The 20218-nt window shown below is 69.7% G+C and carries 17 protein-coding genes and 1 pseudogene; 9 read left to right on the forward strand and 9 right to left on the reverse strand.

Annotation, left to right across the window (positions count from 1 at the left end; genetic code table 11):
• The first annotated feature begins 405 nt into the window (after positions 1-405).
• Positions 406-687, forward strand: coding sequence for a hypothetical protein (locus M6G08_RS25530; RefSeq protein WP_272589488.1), 282 nt, complete (start codon positions 406-408; stop codon positions 685-687).
• Between the two features lie 211 nt (positions 688-898).
• Positions 899-1170: pseudogene (locus M6G08_RS25535) on the forward strand (IS630 family transposase); the annotation flags it as partial.
• A 72-nt stretch (positions 1171-1242) separates the two neighbouring features.
• On the opposite strand, the gene M6G08_RS25540 reads toward M6G08_RS25535, so the two are convergent.
• Positions 1243-1620 carry a nuclear transport factor 2 family protein gene (locus M6G08_RS25540; RefSeq protein WP_272591425.1) on the reverse strand — a complete coding sequence of 126 codons (378 nt, stop codon included), beginning with the start codon at positions 1618-1620 and terminating at the stop codon, positions 1243-1245.
• A gap of 118 nt (positions 1621-1738) precedes the next feature.
• On the opposite strand from M6G08_RS25540, the gene M6G08_RS25545 reads away from it, so the two are divergent.
• The gene (locus tag M6G08_RS25545) at positions 1739-2578 is read left to right on the forward strand and encodes a hypothetical protein (RefSeq protein ID WP_272589489.1); all 840 of its coding nucleotides are present in this window, start codon (positions 1739-1741) and stop codon (positions 2576-2578) included.
• 281 nt (positions 2579-2859) lie between these two features.
• Here M6G08_RS25545 and M6G08_RS25550 read toward each other — a convergent pair whose 3' ends face one another.
• A complete protein-coding gene (locus tag M6G08_RS25550) occupies positions 2860-3201 on the reverse strand; it encodes a hypothetical protein (protein WP_272589490.1) in 342 nt (113 codons plus the stop codon).
• Positions 3202-3438: 237 nt separating this feature from the next.
• Between M6G08_RS25550 and M6G08_RS25555 the strand changes: the two genes are divergently transcribed.
• The 4 genes from M6G08_RS25555 (at position 3439) to M6G08_RS25570 (ending at position 9935) form a co-directional block, all read left to right on the forward strand.
• Positions 3439-6165, forward strand: a complete 2727-nt coding sequence (locus tag M6G08_RS25555; protein WP_272591426.1) for a helix-turn-helix transcriptional regulator — start codon at positions 3439-3441, stop codon at positions 6163-6165.
• A gap of 959 nt (positions 6166-7124) precedes the next feature.
• Entirely contained in the window at positions 7125-8039 is a 915-nt protein-coding gene (locus M6G08_RS25560; RefSeq protein WP_272589491.1) for an MBL fold metallo-hydrolase, read from the forward strand.
• A gap of 35 nt (positions 8040-8074) precedes the next feature.
• Positions 8075-9565, forward strand: coding sequence for a carboxylesterase/lipase family protein (locus tag M6G08_RS25565; RefSeq protein WP_272589492.1), 1491 nt, complete (start codon positions 8075-8077; stop codon positions 9563-9565).
• 238 nt (positions 9566-9803) lie between these two features.
• Positions 9804-9935 carry a RidA family protein gene (locus tag M6G08_RS25570; RefSeq protein WP_272589493.1) on the forward strand — a complete coding sequence of 44 codons (132 nt, stop codon included), beginning with the start codon at positions 9804-9806 and terminating at the stop codon, positions 9933-9935.
• Positions 9936-10537: 602 nt separating this feature from the next.
• On the opposite strand, the gene M6G08_RS25575 is transcribed toward M6G08_RS25570, so the two are convergent.
• Entirely contained in the window at positions 10538-11011 is a 474-nt protein-coding gene (locus M6G08_RS25575) for an MmyB family transcriptional regulator (protein ID WP_272589494.1), read from the reverse strand.
• Between the two features lie 29 nt (positions 11012-11040).
• Between M6G08_RS25575 and M6G08_RS25580 the strand changes: the two genes are divergently transcribed.
• A complete protein-coding gene (locus M6G08_RS25580; protein ID WP_272589495.1) occupies positions 11041-11196 on the forward strand; it encodes a hypothetical protein in 156 nt (51 codons plus the stop codon).
• Positions 11197-11648: 452 nt separating this feature from the next.
• On the opposite strand, the gene M6G08_RS25585 is transcribed toward M6G08_RS25580, so the two are convergent.
• The 4 genes from M6G08_RS25585 to M6G08_RS25600 form a co-directional block, all read right to left on the reverse strand.
• Positions 11649-12152 (reverse strand): hypothetical protein, encoded by a 504-nt coding sequence (locus M6G08_RS25585; protein WP_272589496.1) that lies wholly within the window; start codon positions 12150-12152, stop codon positions 11649-11651.
• A gap of 234 nt (positions 12153-12386) precedes the next feature.
• Positions 12387-13634 carry a cation:proton antiporter gene (locus M6G08_RS25590; protein ID WP_272589497.1) on the reverse strand — a complete coding sequence of 416 codons (1248 nt, stop codon included), beginning with the start codon at positions 13632-13634 and terminating at the stop codon, positions 12387-12389.
• Between the two features lie 1123 nt (positions 13635-14757).
• Positions 14758-15462, reverse strand: coding sequence for a DUF4396 domain-containing protein (locus M6G08_RS25595; RefSeq protein ID WP_272589498.1), 705 nt, complete (start codon positions 15460-15462; stop codon positions 14758-14760).
• A gap of 999 nt (positions 15463-16461) precedes the next feature.
• Positions 16462-16968 carry a MarR family winged helix-turn-helix transcriptional regulator gene (locus M6G08_RS25600; protein ID WP_272589499.1) on the reverse strand — a complete coding sequence of 169 codons (507 nt, stop codon included), beginning with the start codon at positions 16966-16968 and terminating at the stop codon, positions 16462-16464.
• Between the two features lie 125 nt (positions 16969-17093).
• Here M6G08_RS25600 and M6G08_RS25605 point away from each other — a divergent pair, with 125 nt between their 5' ends.
• Positions 17094-17639: a nitroreductase family deazaflavin-dependent oxidoreductase gene (locus M6G08_RS25605; protein WP_272589500.1), complete on the forward strand. Its 546-nt coding sequence runs from the start codon at positions 17094-17096 to the stop codon at positions 17637-17639.
• Positions 17640-18193: 554 nt separating this feature from the next.
• On the opposite strand, the gene M6G08_RS25610 is transcribed toward M6G08_RS25605, so the two are convergent.
• Together M6G08_RS25610 and M6G08_RS25615 are read right to left on the reverse strand one after the other, a co-directional pair.
• Positions 18194-19036 carry a ricin-type beta-trefoil lectin domain protein gene (locus M6G08_RS25610; RefSeq protein WP_272589501.1) on the reverse strand — a complete coding sequence of 281 codons (843 nt, stop codon included), beginning with the start codon at positions 19034-19036 and terminating at the stop codon, positions 18194-18196.
• Positions 19037-19561: 525 nt separating this feature from the next.
• Positions 19562-20002, reverse strand: coding sequence for a VOC family protein (locus tag M6G08_RS25615; protein WP_272589502.1), 441 nt, complete (start codon positions 20000-20002; stop codon positions 19562-19564).
• Positions 20003-20218: the final 216 nt, after the last annotated feature.

Raw genomic sequence — 20218 nt, forward strand, 5'->3', positions numbered from 1 at the left:
GAACGATCCTTGTACGTAACCTGCGCGTGGCCCTTGCACGGGGCACGCGTATGCGACGCGCTCTGCCATGTCACTCAGGGTGAGTGTGGCCTCACGGTCCACCCGTCTGCGCCGTCCAATTCCTGTGCCCGCACCCCGAGGCGGGCCGTGACAGCGGTTGCCCTGTCGGCGGGACAACCGCACACGACGACTCCGGCCGCTGTCCTCGGCGGCCGGACACACCGGCGCAAGGCGGTAGGCCGGGGTCACCGGCTCACGCGTCGAGTGCCGCCCGGACCTCCGCCGGTTTGGGGCGGTCGGCGAGGCCGGCGACCTGGACCTGGAGGTGACGCCCAGCTTCCTGATCTTCGATGTGACGGTGGCCCCGACGTCACCGCGTACGCCGTCGGGGAGCTGGCCCCGACCGTGTTCCGCATCGGACCCGAAGGCAACCCCTCGGTCTTCCTCCGGGACGACCTGCCCCAGGGCACCCTCCACATCCCCGAGTTCCTGTACGACGTGGGGATGGCCGCGGTGGAGTACGCGGAGGGCGACCCGTCGGTCATCGCCATGGCTGACGGCTCCCTGGTACGGGTGCCGGTCCAGCACTCCGGGGACGCGCAGAAGGTGAAGCTGTCCGCGCGGAAACGGTCGGCAGACGGCAACCGTGACGGTCACCGGCACCGTCACCGAGCCGGTCACCGGTGACGTGACCGAGGAGCAGCCAGGACGACGTACGCCCTCAGCGGCGGACTTGCCGATCTTCTCGCGGGCGGGCAAGCTCAACGACGGATTCACCCTGACGCTCGTCAAGACGGGCTGACCCGGCCGTCCGTGCCCGAAACGCTCCCCCGCTCCGCCCTCACGCACAAGGAGCCGCGCCGAATCCAAGGTGCGGGCCGTCCGCACCGTGCTCCCGAGGGTCGAGCTGTGCTTCACCCCGGCCCGCGTTTCCTGGGCCAATCCGATCGAGGTCCACTTCGGCCCGCTGCGGCAGTTCGCCCTGGCCAACCTCCACCGCCCAGCCGCCCCGGCCCCGCGCCAACCCAGGCACTGCACCGCTGCCTGCGCTGGCCCAACGCCAACGCCCGTCACCAGGACGTACTCGCCGCCCAACGCAAGGAATGCGCGCGAGAATCCGCAGCGAATGGCATCCGCTGGGGCGGACGCCGTCTCAGCGGCGCTGCCTGACAGACCGCCAACCACAGCCCCGGAGTGTCGAAAGGGACAAGTTCACGAGAAGGACAGCGCCAGGAGAACCACTCAGGAGGCGGACGGTTCGATCTCCCCCGCAAAGACGATGATCTGGTCGATGAGGCTCCGCCGCAGATGGACGACGTCCGTTCCCGCCAGGCGGGGGCCTCCATCCGGCGTGGTGAAGACCCACTGGTACCGGGCCCACTCGTCAGGCATGTCCACCGCCGAGCAGCGCACCATCGTGCCGGTCCCCGCCGGGTGGCGCCGGATGTCCAGCACGAACCGCTCGACCGCCGCGATTCCTTCGCTGCGACCCAACGGTCCCCAGAAGACCACGTCTGAGGTCAGGGCCTGGGAGAGCAGGGCAGTCACATAGCTGTCGTCCGAGGTGTTGAACGCGGAGATGAACATGTCGATCGCGGAGCGTGCCGTCTCTTCCTGCATGCCCCAGTAATACCAGCCGTTGAACAAGCAGCGGCCCCTGGCCAGAACGCATCCTTGTCGACAAGTCTCCCTTCCTTCACCCTTTCAAGGTCGTCATCTGTGACCGTATGGGGGGACCATGCCGTTCGGCAGTGCAGACAGGGCCACACTCGGTGAGATCGCGCGACAGGTCAAAAACATCGGCGAAAGCGTCGCCGCGCTCAAACAGCAAGTCTCCGACCAGCAGCATGTCATCGACCAGATCCGCCGGGACGCGACCGGAGCCATCAGCTCCGGTCTTGCCGACATCCGCTCCGTCGCCCGAGACGCCATGACACGCACCACCGACCTCATCACCGGACCACTCACCCACATCAACAACGAGATCGTCGCCACCCACGGTATGATCGGTCGGCTCGAGGCGGACGTGCGAGCAGTTGTATCCCAGTCGGTCGACGCCACGGACCCGACATCGCAGCCGAGCGAGCTCGCCGGCCGGTCCGGGCCGTACCCCCGCCCTGATTCCCACGACGAGCCGACCGTCCGACCCAGCCACGACGAGGCAGACTCGGAGTCCTCGGGCCCCCAACCCGACCACGCGACCCTCCGTGCCGCCGCCGGCATCGCCCACGCCACGCTTGAAGCACATCGCGACACCTGGGCCTTCCTCATCCAGACCGCCGGCCGCGAACAGCACTTCCACATCCCCGGCAAGGTCGACGACCACGACGGATACGTAAGCGTCCGCTTCTCCGGCCCCAGCCTCGTCGCCGCCATCACGAGCCTCGGCGAACTGGCCCGCAGCGCATCCAACCCCGTCACCCAGGCCATCGCCGACCACCTCCAGCGGAAGATCGTCGCCGCCGTCCGGGAGATCACGGACCGGCCATGTCACGACAGCGACGGCAAGCCCGTCCGCATCGTCATCGACGACCGAGCTGCCCCCGACCACACCGACACATCGCCAGACACGGCCTGACACGAACGCGGCCAGACCTACGGCCGGGGCCGCCCCGATCCCCCGATCCGGGGTGACCCCGGCCGGCCCGCGGGGCCGGCACGGCTCGCAGCGTTCCTGCTCAAGCGCCCTCGTGCCGAGCCTTCCGATCCGATCCTGAGAACGCCCTTCCCGGACAGCCGGAAGCCGGACGGCAGAAGGACCGACAAGGCTCTCCAGGAGACATGTAAGTGCAGCGTGAATTGCCCGTTCGCCGAGTCATGGCGCCCGTCCTCGGTGGTGTGGACGGCCGGGACGGAGAGTCAGGTCGACGAGGAGGCCGAGGAGTTCGAGGGTGGGCAACGGGATGCGGTGGCCGGAATGGGGGGACGAAGTCCCAGGCGTCGGCGCTCGCGTGTCCGGCCCGGCGCATAGCGGCCGTACACCTTGGCGATGCGCCGTGCGCGCGCCCACAGCACCGCGACGGAGCGGGCACCGTCGGGGAGGGTGGGGCCGAGGGTCTCGTACAGCAGGTGCGGGGCCATGGCGACGGTGGACTCGTCGAGGACGGCCAGGACGGCGCAGGGAACCAGCCGCTGGCATCCGCGCCGTTGACGGGGGTACCGCGCGGGCTGATGGTGCAGCGGGCCGGCGGGGCGATCCACGAGTGCGGCTGCACGGCGCCGGGCCCGGGGAAGTTCCCGGTCAGCAGCCAGGTCAGCTTGTGGAGGCAGGACACGAGCGTGCTGTTGGGGCCCTGCTGGACGCCCACGCCCTCTGCATCGAGACGCTGGAGGTCGAGACCTCTTACTATCGGACCAATCTCAACTCCCGGAGCAATCGTGAAAAATGGTGGAACGACGCAAGGGGACCAAGGCTCCACACGCGATCTTGATCTGAAGATGGTGGGCCGGGAAACCGAGACCGCAGAAATCATGCGGCGCGTCGCCACTGACCGATGTCACAGCGAGGTGTTGGTCCTCACGGGCGAACCCGGTGCCGGCAAGAGCGTACTGCTCGACTTCGCGGCCGACCGCGCGCGGCGCGAGGGCGGCCGGGTACTGCGAGCGGTCGGCAGCGAGTCCGAGGCGCACCTTGCGTTCGCGGGCCTTCATCAGATGCTCCGCTCGGTGCTCGGCGAACTGGACAGCCTGCCACCACGGCAGCACTCCGCGCTCCGGGCGGCCCTGGGGCTGGGCGAACGCACCGAGGTCCCTGATCGCATGCTCGTCGGTCTTGCGGTTCTCACTTTGGTGTCTGACCTGGCGGAACCGGCGCCGTTGCTCGTGGTGATCGATGATGCCCAGTGGATCGACCGCGCATCGTTGGACGTTCTCTCCTTCGTGGCCCGGCGCATGGACAGCGAAGCCGTCACGCTGCTGGTGGGCGTGCGCGCCGCGGCCGCGCTGCCCGGGCTCGACAAGGGCTACGACCGTCTCGACATCGGTCCGTTGAGCGGTGAGGCAGCGAACCGGTTGCTCGACCAACAGCCGACAACACCCGTTGGTCGAATCCGGACGCGAATCTTGCAGGAGGCGGCCGGAAACCCGCTCGCCCTGATCGAACTGGCCCGCGCCACCGCTACCCGGCAGCTCGATGGCGGCAGCGTGGAGGGCCCGCTGCCCGTCACCGACCGGTTGGAACGGATCTTCGGGCAGCACGCACAGTTCCTGCCGGAAGTAACTCGCCGACCCCTCCTACTTCTCGCGGCTGCTGATGCGACGGACGCCCCGACTGCCTATCGGGGACTCCCCCAGGCCGACGACAGGACGTGGGCACCTGCGGAGCGGGCCGGTCTCGTACGCCAAGACGGCTTCCGGATCTCCTTTCGCCACCCGCTCATCCGCTCGGCCGTCTACCATGCGGCGCCCTTCGAGGAACGCAGGCAAGCGCACCTCGCTCTCGCCGAGCTGCTGAGCGAGGAACCTGACCGCCGCGCCTGGCACCTCGCCGCCGCTACCACACGCCCCGACGAGGACGTGTCGGCCGCCCTGCGGCAGACGGCCGACCGGGCCCGGCGCCGGGGCGGCTATGCGGCCGCTGCCGCTGCCTTGGAACGCGCCGCGGAGCTGAGCCCGAGCCGCGCGGGCCGGGCTCGGCTGCTGACCGAGGCCGCCGCCATGGCCGTCTTCACCGGTCAGCTCGGCTGGGTGGACCGCCTGGCCGCTGAGGTCCGGGGGCACAGTGATGATCCGGCATTGATCAGCAGGGCGTCGCTGGCCACCGGGCAGCTCATGACCCTGCGTCGGAACCATGCGGCGGCCTTCGCCCTGCTGACGCGTATCGCCGAGGAAGCCGCGGACACCCGGTCGCCCCGCTTGCTGGAGGCGCTCGCCGCGGCGGCGGTGGTCCGTTACTACTCGGGCGATGAGTCCCAGCAACAACACATCAAAAGCCTGTTCACCAGTGTGCCGGACGCCACCGGCAGGGGTGCCCTGCGCGCCTGGGTGCTGGCCGTCTCCGACCCCTGCGGTGCGGGAGCCTCCCTCGTCCCGGCGCTGCCCGGACTGATCGTTGCGGCCAAGGACGACGCCGACAGTCTGACCGCGCTCGCCATCGTGGCGTGGATCTTGGATCAGACCGCCCTGGCTGCCAGAACCTTCGACGAGGCGTTCGACCGGTGGCAGGCCCGTGGCTCGCTGCCGGACGGTCTGGGATGTGCCGTCGGCTGGGCCTATCTGGAGCAGGGCCGGTGGGCTGAGGCCCGTTCGGTGGCCGCTGAGATTTCGGCGGTGGCGTCAGTGGCAGGGCTGGACCACGCCGAGGCGTGTGCGCATGTGCTCGACGCGACGGTGCTCGCGCTGCTCGGCGAGGCGGCCGACGCACGACGGAGTGCCGAGCGGGCGTTGGTCCTCGTCGACCCGCTGGAGAGCCGCTCCGTCGCGGTGTTCGCACGCCGGGCCCTGGGCCTGGCGGCAGTGGCCGAGGGTGACTACGACACCGCGTACGCGCAGTTCCGCTCCGCCTTCACCGACGACGGCGGTCCGGTTCACTACCATGTCTCCTACACCGTCCTGGCCGAGCTCGTCTCGGCGGCCGTCCGCCGAGGCCGACGGGAGGACGCCGCCGAACTGCTGGAGCGATCGGCGCGGCGCCTGGGTACAGGCGTGTCGGCACGGCTCGGCGCACTGCTCGACCGAGGCCGTGCTCTGCTCGCCGAGCCGGAGGACGCAGAACAGTACTTCCAGGCCTCGCTGGCGGACGACACGGGCGAGCAGCGGCCGTTCGAGCGGGCACAGACTCGGCTGGACTACGGCGAATGGCTCAGAAGACAACGTCGCATCGCCGAGGCCCGCCCGCTGCTGATCGCGGCACTCGACACCTTCCGACGACTCGGCGCGCGGCCCTGGATCGAGCGGGCGAAGGCAGAACTTCGAGCTGCCGGCATCGACGCAGCCAGCAGCGTAGTGCCCAGTGCCCTCACCCAGCTCAGCCCTCAGCAGCAGCAGATCGTTCGACTTGCCGCCCGCGGTCTGACGAACCGCGAGATCGGAGAGAATCTCTTTCTTTCGCCCCGCACGGTCGGCTCCCACCTCTACCGGGTGTTTCCCAAACTGGGCATCACCGCCCGGTCGCAACTCCGCGATGTGATCGAAGGCACCCTGTCAGGCACCGGCACCCAGATGTGAGAAGGCTGCGTCCGCCGCTGCGGCAGTGCGTGCTCGCAGGTCGAGGTCTGTCCCAAGGCGGGCGCCTTAGCACCGGGTCGACCAGGCACCGGCGTCCTTGCGCAAGGCACGTCTGCGACTCACCCACCCGCTCAATTGCCCGCGCGGCCGTCGCGGCCGGGCGCCTCCCGCAGGGTGACGACGCCGATTACGCCGTCCCGGTCACCGTGCGACCGACCACGTCCCGGAAAGGGTGGCGCACCTGGTCCGCCTCGTGAGTCGTCAGCCGGACACTGTCCCCGCTCGGCACGCCCCAAGGTCACCAGAGCGCCGTCCCTGCTCTCCGGCGAACAACGTGTACGCAACGCACGACCGTCGCCACAACGACGCCTACTGCTCCACATCGACCGCCTCGGCCTCACCTTGACCGGACTCACTCAAGCCTTGGCCCCGCCCGCACCGGCCGCCGACAACACCATGGCTCCGTCCACGGGCGGCCAGGTCTCCTCACTGCCCAGCCCAGGGGACGGGCAGTCGCCTCCTGAGCGAGCTTGTGCCGGCCGGTCACGAACCGCAGCTGTTCCCGCGCTCGCCCAGACCCGGATCGACGCACGGCTCCTCCGATTTTCGCGTTGCGTCCCGCATCAGCGCTGGGACCGCTCTGCCCAGGTGCAGTCACGTGACGCATACCGCGCCGCGCCCGGCAAGACGCACCATGGCTGAGCAGGGTCGTCCACGAACGGACGCGTACCGGACGGCCCGTCTCCACCGGCGAGGACCCCGCGGTCCGATGCCCGCAATCAGCCTCGGCTGCGGGACCGTCCTGAAGCAGAGGACGCCGCGCCCCACAGTCACGGCACCACCGGTGCACGGCACCGGCAGGGGCGCAGCGCCCCGTACCCGTCATGAGCGGATGTTCATCCGTGTCCAGCCCGCGCCTGCGGCCTGAGCACGCGTAACCGATCGAACTGGAGAGAATCGTGGACACCATCGCCCTGGGCGACGTCACCGTGACCCGAGTCCGGGAGTACTACGGCCCCGTCGGCATGACGCCCGAGGCGTTCGTCCCGGACAGCCCGGCCCAGGCCTGGGACACACACCGGTCCTGGCTGGTTCCGGACTTCCTGGACGCCGAGACCCGCATCGTCAACACCGCGATCCAGACCTGGGTCCTGCGCAGCGAGGGCAGAACCATCCTGGTCGACACCGGCGTCGGCAACCACAAGGACCGGCCGTACGCGCCGGTGTGGAGCCGCCTGGACACCGACTTCCTGGGCAACCTCGCCCGCGCCGGGGTGCGCCCCGAGGACGTCGACATCGTGATCAACACCCACCTGCACATCGACCACGTCGGCTGGAACACCTACCTCGACGGCCGGACCTGGGTACCGACGTTCCCCAACGCCACCTACCTCATGGCGAAGGCCGACTTCGACTACTGGAACCCCGCCAACGAGAACAAGACCCTGCTCGGCCGCGGCAATCAGAACGTCTTCGAGGACAGCGTCGCCCCCGTGCACGAGGCCGGCCTCACCCGGCTGTGGGAGGACAGCCACCGCATCGACTCCAACCTGCGCCTCGACCTCGCACCCGGCCACACCCCCGGCTCATCGGTGCTGCGGCTGGAGTCCGGCTCCGACCGCGCGCTGTTCGTCGGCGACCTGATACACAGCCCCATCCAGATCCACGAGCCCGACGCCAACAGTTGCTTCTGCGAGGACCCCGCCGAAGCCCGCGCCACCCGCCACAGGCTCCTGGGCTCGGCTGCCGACAGCCACGCCCTCGTCTTCCCCGCACACCTCGGCGGCCACGGTGCCGCCGAAGTCGTTCGTGCGGGCGGCCAGTTCGCTGTCAAGGGCTGGGCGCCCTTCTCCCCGTACACAGAGCAGGTCTGAGGCCCGCGGCAGGAAAGGCAAGAAGGACACACGAGATGAACCAGTACCCCGACCCCGTCGTGACCACCGCGCAGGGCCCCGTTCGCGGCCTGCGCCGGGGTCGCACCCTCACCTTCCAGAACATTCCGTACGCCGCCCCGCCCCGCGGCGCCGACCGGTTCGCCCCACCGCGCCCGCACGAACCGTGGCACGGCGTACGGGACGCCACCGTGCCGGGACCCACCGCCCCGCAGGCGGAACGCAGGCTCGGCGACATCGACATGACCCCCTACTTCGGCACCGGCTGGAGCCGCGGCGAGGACTACCTCACCGTCAACGTCTTCACGCCCGCCACCGGGGCCCACGACCTGCCGGTCATGGTCTTCGTCCACGGTGGCGGCTTCGTCGCCGGATCGACGCGGGCCACCCTGTACGACGGCTCCGCCTTCGCCCGCGACGGAGTCGTCCTCGTCACCCTCAACTACCGGCTCGGCATAGCCGGGTTCCTCGACCTCCCCGGGGCGCCCGCCAACCGAGGCTTGCTCGACGTCGTCGCCGCACTGCGCTGGGTGCGGGAGAACGTCGCCGCCTTCGGCGGCGACCCGCACAACGTCACCCTCTTCGGCCAGTCGGCCGGGGCGACCGTCGTCGGTGGCGTCCTCGCCACCCCCGAGGCCGCCGGGCTGTTCCGCCGCGCGATCGTGCAGAGCGGCAGCGGCCTGGGCGCGTTCACGCCCGAGCAGGCCGCCCGCGTCACCAAGGCCGCGGGTGATGCCCTGGGCATCGAGCCCTTGGCCGACGCATTCGCCCGCATCCCCGACGAGCGGCTCGTCGAGGCGGCCGGCAAGCTCGCGGGCATCGATCTGCGGACCGGAACCCACGGCGATCCGCTGATCGGCCTCAGCCCCTTCAGCCTGGTCCTGGACACCCAGCCCGCCGTATCCGTCGCCGCCGGCGGCGACGCCGACGTCGACCTGCTCATCGGCACCAACACCGAAGAGGGGAATCTCTACCTCGTCCCGGTGGGCAAGTACGCCACCTCGACCGCCGCCGACGTCGACGAGACCGCCGCGCGCTCGCACCCCGACCCCGCGCGGCTCGTCGAGACCTACCGCGCCTCACGCCCTGGGGCGTCCTTCGCCGAACTGCGCTCCGCCATCATGGCCGACGCCCTGTTCGGAGTGGGCAGCCGCGCTCTGGCCGACGCCCATGCCGTCCGTCCGCGGTGCGCCACCTACGCCTACGAGTTCGCCTGGCGCTCGCGCGCCCTGGGCGGAGAACTCGGCGCCGCCCACGGGGTCGAACTGCCCTTCGTCTTCGACCTCACCGACCGGGGCGAACTCAGCGGCCTCTACGCCCTGCTCGGCCCCGACCAGGCCCCCGCTGACCTCGCCACCCGCGTCCACAAGGCCTGGATCCGGTTCGCCCGGACCGGCGACCCCGGCTGGGATCCGTACGACACCGGCCGCCGCGCCACCATGCGCATCGACACCGAGTGGATCCAGGTCGACGACCCCCGCGGCCAGGAACGACAGGCCTGGACCTGATCCCCAACCAGCTGACCGCGCCCTTCAAGGAAGCACCATGACCAGAGCCGTCATCACCACCGACAACGCGCCCTCCCTCGTCGGCCCCGCTGTCCCAGGGCATCCGCAAGGGCACCGTCCCAGCAGGTCCCCGGGCAGCTCCCCCTCGCCCCTAACACCGGCGAGGTCGTCGGCACCACGGTCGCCGGGCAGGCCACACAGGTCCTGAGCCACGTCACCGCCGTCGTTCAGGCGGCGGGTGCCGGACGTCGTGATGCTGCGTGCGCGGCGACCGTCGGCGAGCCCCTTCCCCGCCCGCACCACCGTCCACATGCGGCTTCCGCCGGGACTGCTCGTCGAGATCGACGACTTGGCCGTGCTGGACGGCTGATCACGATGGCCGGTCGTCTGACGACGGCACGCATCAACCTGCGGGTACCACCAGCGCACCGGCTTGACACGGCACCTTGTGCGCGCCGGCCGGGCGACCGGCACCTCCGGGGGCGGTGCCACGGGCGTGCTGGAGCCGGGTGATGTATGCGCGGCCACGGACGTACGGGCGGGTCTGTTGAACGCCGACATCCCGGCCCCCTCGGGTCGGCCGAGCTGTGCGGACTCGCCCGCGGCAGAGCGCGATCTCTCGTGGGGCTCCGCCGCGGTCCTGGCGGAAGCAGGTCCCGGCGCCGGAGACCCGTTGGGCCCGGGCGCCCAACAGAGCTATGCCGTCGGCCCCGATCCGGCTGCAGGCACGACCGATGGCCCGCCCCCCGTTCGAGGGGCAGGGAGCAGGCGTTCCCGGTGACCTGGCCGGCTGAAGTGTGACTGAGTGCTCCAGCCGACCAGTTGAGCGGTAGCCCGGCAGGGTATCCAGACCGATCCGGCGCTCTCTGGGGGGGCACCCGCCGCCGAGGTGAGGTCTGCCAGCCGCTGGACTGGGTTCCCGAGCGCTCGTGGACAGGGATCTCTGCCGTCCCGTCAGGCCTGGGCCAACGGTCACGATGTCGCGTCGGGAGGGCCCGGCTTGGCCAGTGCGGTGGCGCTCGGGCTGCCGGGATCTGCGGTGTAGAGCACCAGCCGCAGGCTGGTGCCGGGCATGAGCAGGGTTTGACGGTCCAGTTCCAGCTCGCCGAGTGGGGGATGATGCAGGCGTTTACGCAGCGTCGACCGGGGGTGCACGTCATGGCTGCGCCAACCGGCGACGAAGTCCGGGTCGTGCGCGGCGTACTCGTTGACCAGCTCGCCCAGCGCACGGTCCGCCGGGTGACGGGCGCCGGCCGCGCGCAGGTGGGCGGCGGACTGCCGGGCGAAGTGGCCTTCCGCGCCGACGGGTGCCGAGCAGGGGGTGCCGGCCAGCCGGATGGCGAGACGCACAGTGTTGCGCTCGTGGGTGGGCAACTGCGCGAAGTCGGTGATCAACGCGGCCGCCGCAGAGCCGGTGACACCTGACGCCTGACTGGCATGGGACACGGCTCGAACGACGTCTGAAGCTACGCCCTGTGTACGTCCGCATGACCGACGAGGTCACCACCCTGCCCGACCACCCGCAGCTGCGCCCCACCGAATCCAGCCCTCTGCGCGAGCACGGCTTGCCCCTGGGCCCTGTGCTGATCCTCCTGGTCGTTCTCGCCGTCTCGGCCGCGCTGATCATGTGAGAGGCAGGCGACGCGCAACGCCACTGCGCCATGCAGGCGGCTCGGTGCGGCGCGATCGCCTGAACAACCGTGACCGGCCCCGTGACGGCCTACCCAGTGAGCCGCCGGGGTGCGACTGATCCATGTCGCTCGCATCCCGTGCGCGAGGCCGCGGACGCCCTGACCGCGTAGACGACGAGCGGAGCGCTGTAGATCACGGTCAGGGCAATCGCCACGCAGGACACGTCGTCAGGGTTCCGGTGCGGCGTCGGTCAACGGGGAACGCGGTCGACGACCAACACCCCGTACAGGGCCGGACCCGCTGCGCCGAGCACCGTATGGGCCGCGGTGGCGCAGCCGCGGGGACGGGCGGCGCGGCCCTGCGCGACTGCGAAGGGCTACCGGAGCGCGCTGAAGCCGGTCAGGTATCCGCACTTCACGTAGGCGCCCACAACTCTCCTCCAGGTGGCTGATCAGCGGTGGACGTACTCCGCTGCGATGAACAAGACGGCTGCCAGCGGCATCACCCGTGAAGCGAACGCCGATCCGATGGTGGCCCGCCCTGCCCGGACCTGCGGGCGTGCGTCGACGTGTCGTGCCATCTCGGTCAGCGCCTGTGCCGCTCGGACCCCGGCTCCCCTACTACGACGGGCCAGCCTGCCGGCCCATGGCGGAGGGAACAGACCCGCCGGCGGAGCCTGCGTCGTCCCCACGAACTCGAGCAGTCCGTCGCGCCGCGGTTCCACTCGCTCGATCTTCGACCAGGGCAGGAACGTCACGGTCCACATTCTGCGGATGTGGACCCCGTCGCGGTCCGCGGTGAGGCGCCACAGTCCCACCCGGCAGCACAGCCACCCCGCCACCAGCGACGTCCACACCGCGAAGAACACCGCGCCGGGCCGCGGATCAGCAAGCGCCCCGCCGGAGGGACGCCCGACGAACTCCACGAACAGCACACACCACCCCGCAGTCGCCACGCGACCGAGCCACCCCGCACGCCACACGTACGCTTCCGAGGACGGCCCGGTCACCTCCGCCTCCGGCTGAGGAGCCGCAGGCCGACCGCGCCGGGCAGGAGCACCGCGCTCGTGGCCAAGAGCCGAAGCCCAGGTCCGGGCAGCACATACATCGCGCTCCCGGCGATCGTGACCAGTGCGCCGACGCCCAGCAGCGGTCCCGCAGCACCTCGTCCCGGCCGGCGCTCGCCGTGGTCACGACTGGCGGGCACGGCCCTCTTCCTGGCTCGGGTCTCGCTTCTGCACGCTGGTCGCCGGCTCGGGGATGCCGGCCAGGTCCTCGACATCGAAGAGCCGTGCAATGGGCACGTCGGTGCTGCTGTGAGCGATGATCGAGAAGGCGATGCAGACGGCGATGAGCGTGTACGCCTGGTCCCCCTGCGGGATACCGGCCTGAAGCACGAGAAGCCCGTAGACCACGGACGCGAAACCCTTGGGGCCGAACCACGCGGCCACCAGCTTCTCCCGTCGGTCGAATTGCGTGCCGACGAGCGAGATCAGCATCGAGGCGGGCCGCACCAGCAGGATCGCCAGAATCACCACCACGTACCCGGGCCAGGACAGGTCGGCGAAGAGCTGGGGCGTCAACAGGGCACCGAAAACGAGCAGTGCGGCGAACTTGGCCAGCTCTGCGAGCGCTTCGCCCAGCGGTTCGAAGGCCGTCTTCGCCTCCGGGGACACGGCGGTGAGAACGGCACCTGCGGAGAAGGCGGCCAGGTAGGGGTTGGCGTGGGTCAGGTGGCAGGCGGCGTACAGGATGATGCCGGTGGCCAGCGGCAGCAGTGGCTGCAGTTTGGGCTCCGCCCCCAGCAGCCGGAACCGTACGAGCCCGTTCACCAACAGGGGCAGCACTACGCCGAAAGCGAGCCCCAGCACGAGCTCGAGGGCGATCTTTCCGAGAGCGGACTCCGCGTGGCCACTGGTCGGGCCGGCGGCTGCGATGAGGACGAGCACCAATGGCAGGGCGAGCCCGTCGTTGATGCCGCTCTCCACGTTCAGCAACTGCCGCAGTTTGGCCGGCACTTCCTTGCGGCCCACGATCGCCGAGGCGAATACCGGGTCCGTGGGCGCCAGAACGGCGCCCACGAGGAAGGAAGTCGTCCAGTCCAACCCGACCAGGTAGTGGGTGATCAGTGCCATGCCGACGAAGGCGAGCGGCATGCCGAGGCCGAGGGCGCGGGCCGGGTTCTTCCAGTTCTTCCGAAGCTTCGGGAAGGACACGTGCATGCCGTCGGTGAACAGCACCGCGAACAGCGCCAGGTCGGCGGTGACCGCGACGATGTCGCTGTCCGGTGAGATGTGGATCAGGCCGAAGAAGCCGTCGCTGACGAGCGCGCCGCCGACCAGGAACAGGAAGGAGGTGGACAGTACGGTCCGGGCCGCGAGTCCGGAGAGAAGAACCGCGATGAGCAATGCGGCGCCGAAGACCGCGACGAGTACCACGAAGACCAACTCCGATCGGCGAAGACATCTGTTCCCTGATCGCCGACCAGTCTTCCCGGCACTCCGCGACGGACTTTACACGATTCTTACGCGTCCCTGACAGGTGCCTGGCCGGGCAGCGACCGTCCACCGTAGCCTGCTGTGCTCGCGAGCGATCAGCCGGCCTTCAGTGCTTGCGCCCGGCCTGCGACCACGGTCGACCCGGTGTGACGGTCCGGGGTGGAGGGTGGCTGCTTGAGGTGGACGAGGACGTCGGTGGTGATGGTCGGGCGACCACTGGTGCCGGCAACGACGATCTTGACCGGTGCCGTGGCAGTGGAGGGAGGGAGTTCGTGGGTACCGGAGTCGGAACCGTGGCGTTCGCCGTTTACTTGGTCTACGTGCTCGTCATGGTGCCTGACTGCGTGCTGCCAGCCACCTTGTCCTGTCCGGCGCGGCTCGCGGCCTGGTGTCGCGTTCCAGGAGGCGGTACCGCACCGGGCGGGCCGTGAACCGGACGAAGGCGCGCGCACCTTCCGTGACCAACCGAATCGGGCTCAGGACGAAACGCTTCCCTGCAGCCCCCAAGCCGCAGAGTCGCCTCCCCGCCACTCGACGAGCGGACTGCGGTCCAGGTCTTCGCGATCCAGCTCCACACCGTGCCGACGCACCAGCAGGATGACGTCTTGGGCACGATGCGCCACACCAACCGCTCTGCCCTGCACGGACATGGCACGGCCGCCCTCCGGAACGGTGGGCGTGTGAACGACAACGGGAGCGCCCCTTCCGTGTTCCTCCCCCGGAGGCTCCGGGCATGCCCAAAGACCACTCCCGGTGCCGGACTCACCCGTGGCGCGCTGCGTGCGGCTACCGGAAACGAACCGCCCCTTGGCCTGCCCGCGTCGGAGCATCCCTTGCCCTCCCCCTGTCAGCGCTGGTAGCGGTCTGGTTGGGGGCTTCCATCTACTTCCCCGGTACCCGACCACCTGATGCTCCCGGACTCCTTCACCGGACGTCCATGGGCGAAGTGCAGCAGGAACGAGCGTTGTCCGTTGCCGGAGCCCGGCAACGGACAAGCAGCACCTCGCCTTGTCCGCACCGGGTTGTTACCGCTGGCCCTCGCACGGCAAGCCCGTGACCCGGTTCACATCTTCTCCTTCCAGCCGATCCGCACGAGCCAGGCATTGACCGGCCACGCCGTGAAGAAGCCGAGGATCATGGACAGTTGCATCAGCATCCAGTAGGCAGCACTGGTCTTCAGCAGGCCGGGCGAGAAGATGACCTCCTGATACAGCCACATGCCGAGGAAGAGGCCGATCTGAAACGCAATGATGGACAGGGTGTCAGCCTTCACGGCTGCCCAGACGCCCTTGAGCCGACCGATGTTGCGCATGGGGACGATGGTGAAGTATTGGAAGAGAATGCCCAGGGTCCAGGCGAAGGCGAAGTCCAGGGCGAAGTCGGCGTAGAGGGCCTTGCCGGCGAGCGTGAGTGAGGCCGCGTACACGAGCCACTCGGCCCCGATGTCGCCGAGAGTGCATCCTGCACCGCAGTGGCTGATGGCCTTCGACTGCACGTTCCACTGGGGCAGCTTGTCGGAGTCGGGCATGCCCTCCTCCTCGACCACCGGCCTCGAGGTACGCCGACCGCGCGTGAAGTAGAACCACAGGGCGACCGGCCCCCAGTACAGGGCGGTGACCGGATACACCAGATTCATGATCCACATCTTCTGGCGGTGGCCGCCGAGAACGATGTCGGCCAGGATGACGAGCGCACTGGCGAAGGCCACGGCGAGACTGAACCAGGCCACCGCCTCGATCCAGTCGGCCGGCTGTACGTACCGCTCCATCCGTTCATTCACCTGCCCGTTCGTCAGTTCGCCGATGATCAGGTGGACAGGTACCCCGGAGTGGACCGGTCAGCACAGAGACGCTCGACCAGTCGCGTGACCCGAGCGCGTCATGTCGGAGCGGGCCCCTCAGAGCGGTCCTCTCGTCGAAGTCGTCGCCCCCCGCTGCCCCCCGTCCCCCGACGATGCGCACGAGTCGGACTCCGGCCACCAGAACGATCGGAGTCGGAGGCGACCGGGCGGTCGAGCAGGCGAAAGGATCGGACCACCGCGATGGCGCAGGCGATGACCAGCCCGACGGCCCAGCCGGCCAGGCCCCTCAGCGCCTCCACGATGCCCGTCGCGCCCTCGAGCCCACGCGGAGGTACGAGCCCTTTCGGGTCGTAGACGAGCGCCAGCGCATCTCCTGGGCGGGTGGTCTGGGTGCACCCCCGCCAGATCCGGGCTGTGGAGGGCGCTCCGCCCCGGCTTTCCACCGAGCAGAAATAACGGCCCCGGGCCCCGGACGCCCTCTCACTCGCCTGGACGGATGTCACGACCACGGGCCGTTCCTGCCCCCGGGCCGTGAGGACCACTCCGGCGGCGGTCTGAGGCGTGTGCAGTGCGAGGCCCACGGCAAGGACGGCGACGATCCCCACCATGGCCCGGCCGGCGCGGACCAGGAGCAGGTAGAGGACAAGGCCCAGCGCGCACACCAAGCCCACCTCGCCGGCGGCGAAGGCGGACTCGCCGGTCCACGCGCCGAAGACCCCGGCGCCCACGATCAGCGCTGATCCAAGGATTCCGGCGAAGAGACCCTCACCGATCAACCACCGAGGCGGCAGGCCCGTGTACTCCGCCGCCCCCCAGACCATGGCGCGCACGTGAGCCGCCGTGCGAGACCCGTCCTCGGACGGGACCCGGCGCCGTCTGCTCATACGTGGGCCCCCTCACGCCCGCAACGGGCACGGGACCCGCTCCTTCGGTTCATTGCACTGTGCAAAACAGAGTACGGTGTCGTCATTCCCAGCCGAGAGGGGACGGCCGGGTGTCCCCGGCCGGGGCGGAGGGCTCCGCGCCCGCCTCGTTGAAGGCGGCCAGGGCGTCGATGAGCGCCCGCCGCCTCTCCGGGCTCAGACGTTCGACGATGACGGCGATCTCCGTGCGCCGCCGGGCGGTGACCTCCTCGACCGTACGGTGTCCCTCCGCCGTGAGCCGCAGCAGGGTCTCCCGCCGGTTGTCGGGATTGACCTGGCGGTCCACCAGCCCGGCGGCGACGAGCCGGTCCACCATGCGCATGGCCGTCGAGGGGGCGACGCGGAGGAGGTCGGCGAGAGCGACGAGTTTGGTGGCGCCCAGGGTGGACAGGACGACCAGCATCCGGAACTGCGGCAGCGTGGCCCGGTCCTCGACGGCGGACAGGGAACGGGCGGAGACCGCCACCAGCAGACGGGAGGCGGTCAGAACCTCCCGCGTGACGGCATCGACATCCTCCATGGTCCCCTCGCGGGACTCGCGCTCCATCATGGGTCTTTTCTACCGGGACACTTCATTTAGACTGTGCAAAATTTTGCCTGCCGAAGTGATCGTCCTTGGGTCTTCCGCCCCGTCGAAGCGGGGAGTGGACACCGCCCACCCTCTGGAAGGCGAGCATGACACCTGACGAAGCGGACCCCGCCAGACCACGCGTCCCCGCCGGCTGGCGCCGGCTGGCCGCTCGCGCGCCCATCCTCCTGTTCAGGGCCGGCCTGGGGCCGCTACTCGGCAGACGGTTCCTGCTGTTGCACCATGTGGGCCGGGTCAGCGGAAGCGACCGCCGGGTGGTTCTCGAAGTCGTGGAGTACAAGGCGCCGTATCGCTGCTGGACGGTCGCTTCCGGTTTCGGTCCGCGCTCCGACTGGTATCGCAACCTGCGTGCCCAGCCGAAGACGGTCGTACAGTTCGGCAACCGCCACCACGCCGTCACCGCCCGTTTCCTCACTTCGGACGAAGGCGCCGACATCATGACGGGCTACGGCCGGCGCCACCCCCGCACCGCTCGTCGCCTGTGCGCATACCTGGGACTGCCCGCCGACGGCTCCGAGTCGGCCCTGCGCGAGGCCGGGCGCACGATCCCCTTCGTCCGCCTCGAGGCAGACACCTGTCCACCGGACGAGCCGCGCCGTGCCGGCCATGACACACCGACTCCCCGGAAGTGAGCGACAGTGCCGAACCCCACCCCCGATTCGGTGTGGACACGATTCCTCACGGACAACGAGGAAGCCATCGCCCGGTCCGCACCGCGAGAGCCATCAGCTTGGAGGCGGACCGGACATCCGGAGAGAAGCGGCCACGTGGGCGACATCTGGTACTGCGACGACGCACTGTCCGAACGCCCATGGCGTCACCTCGACACACGCGGGCGAATACGCCGCCTCGGGCGCATCCTGGCAGGCGCGGCCGCGCTCGCCGTTCTCCTGGGACTCTTCTCCTGCCTTCCCGAAGAGCCCCCGAACCGCCCCACAGGACCCGAGAGCACCTCACGACCCCGGATCTCCAGTGCCGTTGTCGAGACACCGGCCCCGGCCTCCCCGTCCTTGCAGTCGGCGGACGCGGCGTAGAACGAACCCACGACGGATGTCCTAGCGCAACAGACGAGCAGGATCTGACGGAAGGCCGACGCCCAAGCGCTCCGCCGGGTCCTGGACGTTGGGGAACTGCTCGGAGCCGGGCTTGCTCTCGGGAGGGCGGCGGCCACCGTCAGGTCGTCGGGTCAGGCGGGGATGAACTGCTGCCAGGACTGGGCGCCGGTGCCGTTGCATTCGTGAATCTGGACCCGTATCGCATTGGCGAAGTCCGCATAGGGCACGTCCAGGCACTTGCCGGACGGCGGGTTGGTGAAAGCGGTCGGGGCTAGCTGGCCGTAGCGCCACTGCTGGGCGCCAGTGCCGTTGCACGTGTAGATCTGCACCTTGGAGCCGTTGGCGGTCGCCCCGTCGGCCACGTCCAAGCACTTGCCGGAGTTCGGATTCGTCAAGGTGCCCTCGGGTGTGGTCTCCCAGATCTGTCCCAGGGAGCCGTTGCAGTCCCACAACTGCACCGGCGTGGCGTTCTCCTTGGCGGCGCCGCTCACGTCCAAGCAGTGTGCGCCGCCATCAGGGCTGTAGGTGAAGCGCGTGGGGGCGGCCGTCGGGCCGGTCACGGAGAACGTGCACCACGCGGACCAGGCGGATGGGCCGTGCGGGCCCTCGGCGCGAATCCGCCACCGGTAGTCACCTGGGGTGAAGGTGCTGGTGGGGAACTGGACGTCCCACCCGTGGCCGAGCGGTCCCGTACTGACCGCGATGGTCTGGAAAGGCTGTTCGCCCAGGCGCGCGAGTTCCAGCGTCCCGCCCAGGTCGGGCTGGGGGTCCAAGCCCTTGACCGAGGCCGCGAACAGTGGTCCGAAAGTATTGGCCGTGCTGAACGTCGGCTGCGGCTGACGGCCGCAGAGCTGGAAGCCCGCGTAGGGGCCGTCGGAGATCCGCAACGTCTCGGGCACGTCGGTCGTCGTGGCCGCCGACGCGGCTGCAGGAACGCCAAGGAAGGCGGCCAGGCCCAGAGCCGCCGTGACCATGGAACGTATCCCTCTCATGTTCACTCCATCGAAAGATCAAGTATTCGGCTGTTGAGAGTGCATACCGTGGGGCACCCGTGTGTCAGCTGTGGCGGCGTGCCCGTAAGAGTTTCGTCATCTCCGCGGATCGGCCGCGCAGCGCCGCGGCGAACAGGCCCGACACGCACGACGCGTCCAGGTCCGCTCACGGCATGTAGTCGATCAATGGGTCGGGCGCATCAGGGGCGGTCACACCCGGCGGGAGCCGCTTCCGCGGTCACGTCTCGCCGCCATGACGTAGCGGGCCAACGGCAAAGACCTCTGTGATCCAGATGTCGCGACGGCCGGTTGAATTCGCCTTGGACGCCGTGACCGGAGTGGATGACGGTCCCGGCTGTCGGTCGGCGGTTGCTGATCGCCAATCCCGCATGCCGGGAGCTTCTTGAGTGCGCAAAGCGGATCCGTCTCCGGGGATGAGGACATCGACGTCGTCCGCTACGCCCTCGAGCAGTCCCGGCCCGAGGAGGACTCGGCGTTCGCGGGTGCTCAGCCGAGCTGCTCGGCCAGTCCGACGATGATGCCCTCCGGCCCGCGGACGTAGCAGAGTCGATAGCTGTCCTCGTACTGCGCCAGCTCGCCGACGAGTTCCGCGCCGTAGGCGTGCAGGCGGGCAACCGTGTTCTCGATGTCGTCGACGGCGAACATGACGCGGTGCGTACCCAGGACGTTGTGCGGCTGATTGCGCGGCGCGGCGCTGATCGCCGCGGGGCTGCGGTACTTCGCCAGCTCGAGTCGGCTGTGCCTGTCAGGGGTCCGGAGCATCGCGATGTCGCAGCGGACGCCGTCCAGTCCGGTGCACTGGTCAGCGACCGGGCCCCCGACTTCCGCCCGGCCCTCCAGCTCCATACCGAGTTCCACGAAGAACGCGACGGCGGCATCCAGGTCCTCGACCACGATGCCGACGTTGTCCATCCGCTGAATCGCCATGCTGACTCCTGCCTTCCTCCTCAGCCGCCGCGGACGCCGGTACCCCTGGGACGTAGCCGGTGGCGCCTTCTCGACATCCTCCGCCAGGAATGCGAGCGAACGGGCCCGCACCGCTGGATTCTCATCGGCACACGCTTGCGGTTCGGCGGCACAGGTCAGTCGTTTCGGCAGCTACGAGCAGCCGCCTGGATTTGGCCATCGCCCCGTTCTGTCTGC

The organism is Streptomyces sp. M92, from assembly GCF_028473745.1.
GTDB lineage: Bacteria > Actinomycetota > Actinomycetes > Streptomycetales > Streptomycetaceae > Streptomyces.

Bases quoted from the DNA above. Each gene is read 5' to 3' on its own strand.
- M6G08_RS25540 (WP_272591425.1), bottom strand. From the start codon at position 1,620: ATGCAGGAAGAGACGGCACGCTCCGCGATCGACATGTTCATCTCCGCG.
- M6G08_RS25605 (WP_272589500.1), top strand. From the start codon at position 17,094: ATGACACCTGACGAAGCGGACCCCGCCAGACCACGCGTCCCCGCCGGC.
- M6G08_RS25565 (WP_272589492.1), top strand. From the start codon at position 8,075: ATGAACCAGTACCCCGACCCCGTCGTGACCACCGCGCAGGGCCCCGTT.
- M6G08_RS25545 (WP_272589489.1), top strand. From the start codon at position 1,739: ATGCCGTTCGGCAGTGCAGACAGGGCCACACTCGGTGAGATCGCGCGA.
- M6G08_RS25610 (WP_272589501.1), bottom strand. From the start codon at position 19,036: ATGGTCACGGCGGCTCTGGGCCTGGCCGCCTTCCTTGGCGTTCCTGCA.
- M6G08_RS25600 (WP_272589499.1), bottom strand. From the start codon at position 16,968: ATGATGGAGCGCGAGTCCCGCGAGGGGACCATGGAGGATGTCGATGCC.
- M6G08_RS25555 (WP_272591426.1), top strand. From the start codon at position 3,439: ATGGTGGGCCGGGAAACCGAGACCGCAGAAATCATGCGGCGCGTCGCC.
- M6G08_RS25615 (WP_272589502.1), bottom strand. From the start codon at position 20,002: ATGGCGATTCAGCGGATGGACAACGTCGGCATCGTGGTCGAGGACCTG.
- M6G08_RS25595 (WP_272589498.1), bottom strand. From the start codon at position 15,462: ATGGAGCGGTACGTACAGCCGGCCGACTGGATCGAGGCGGTGGCCTGG.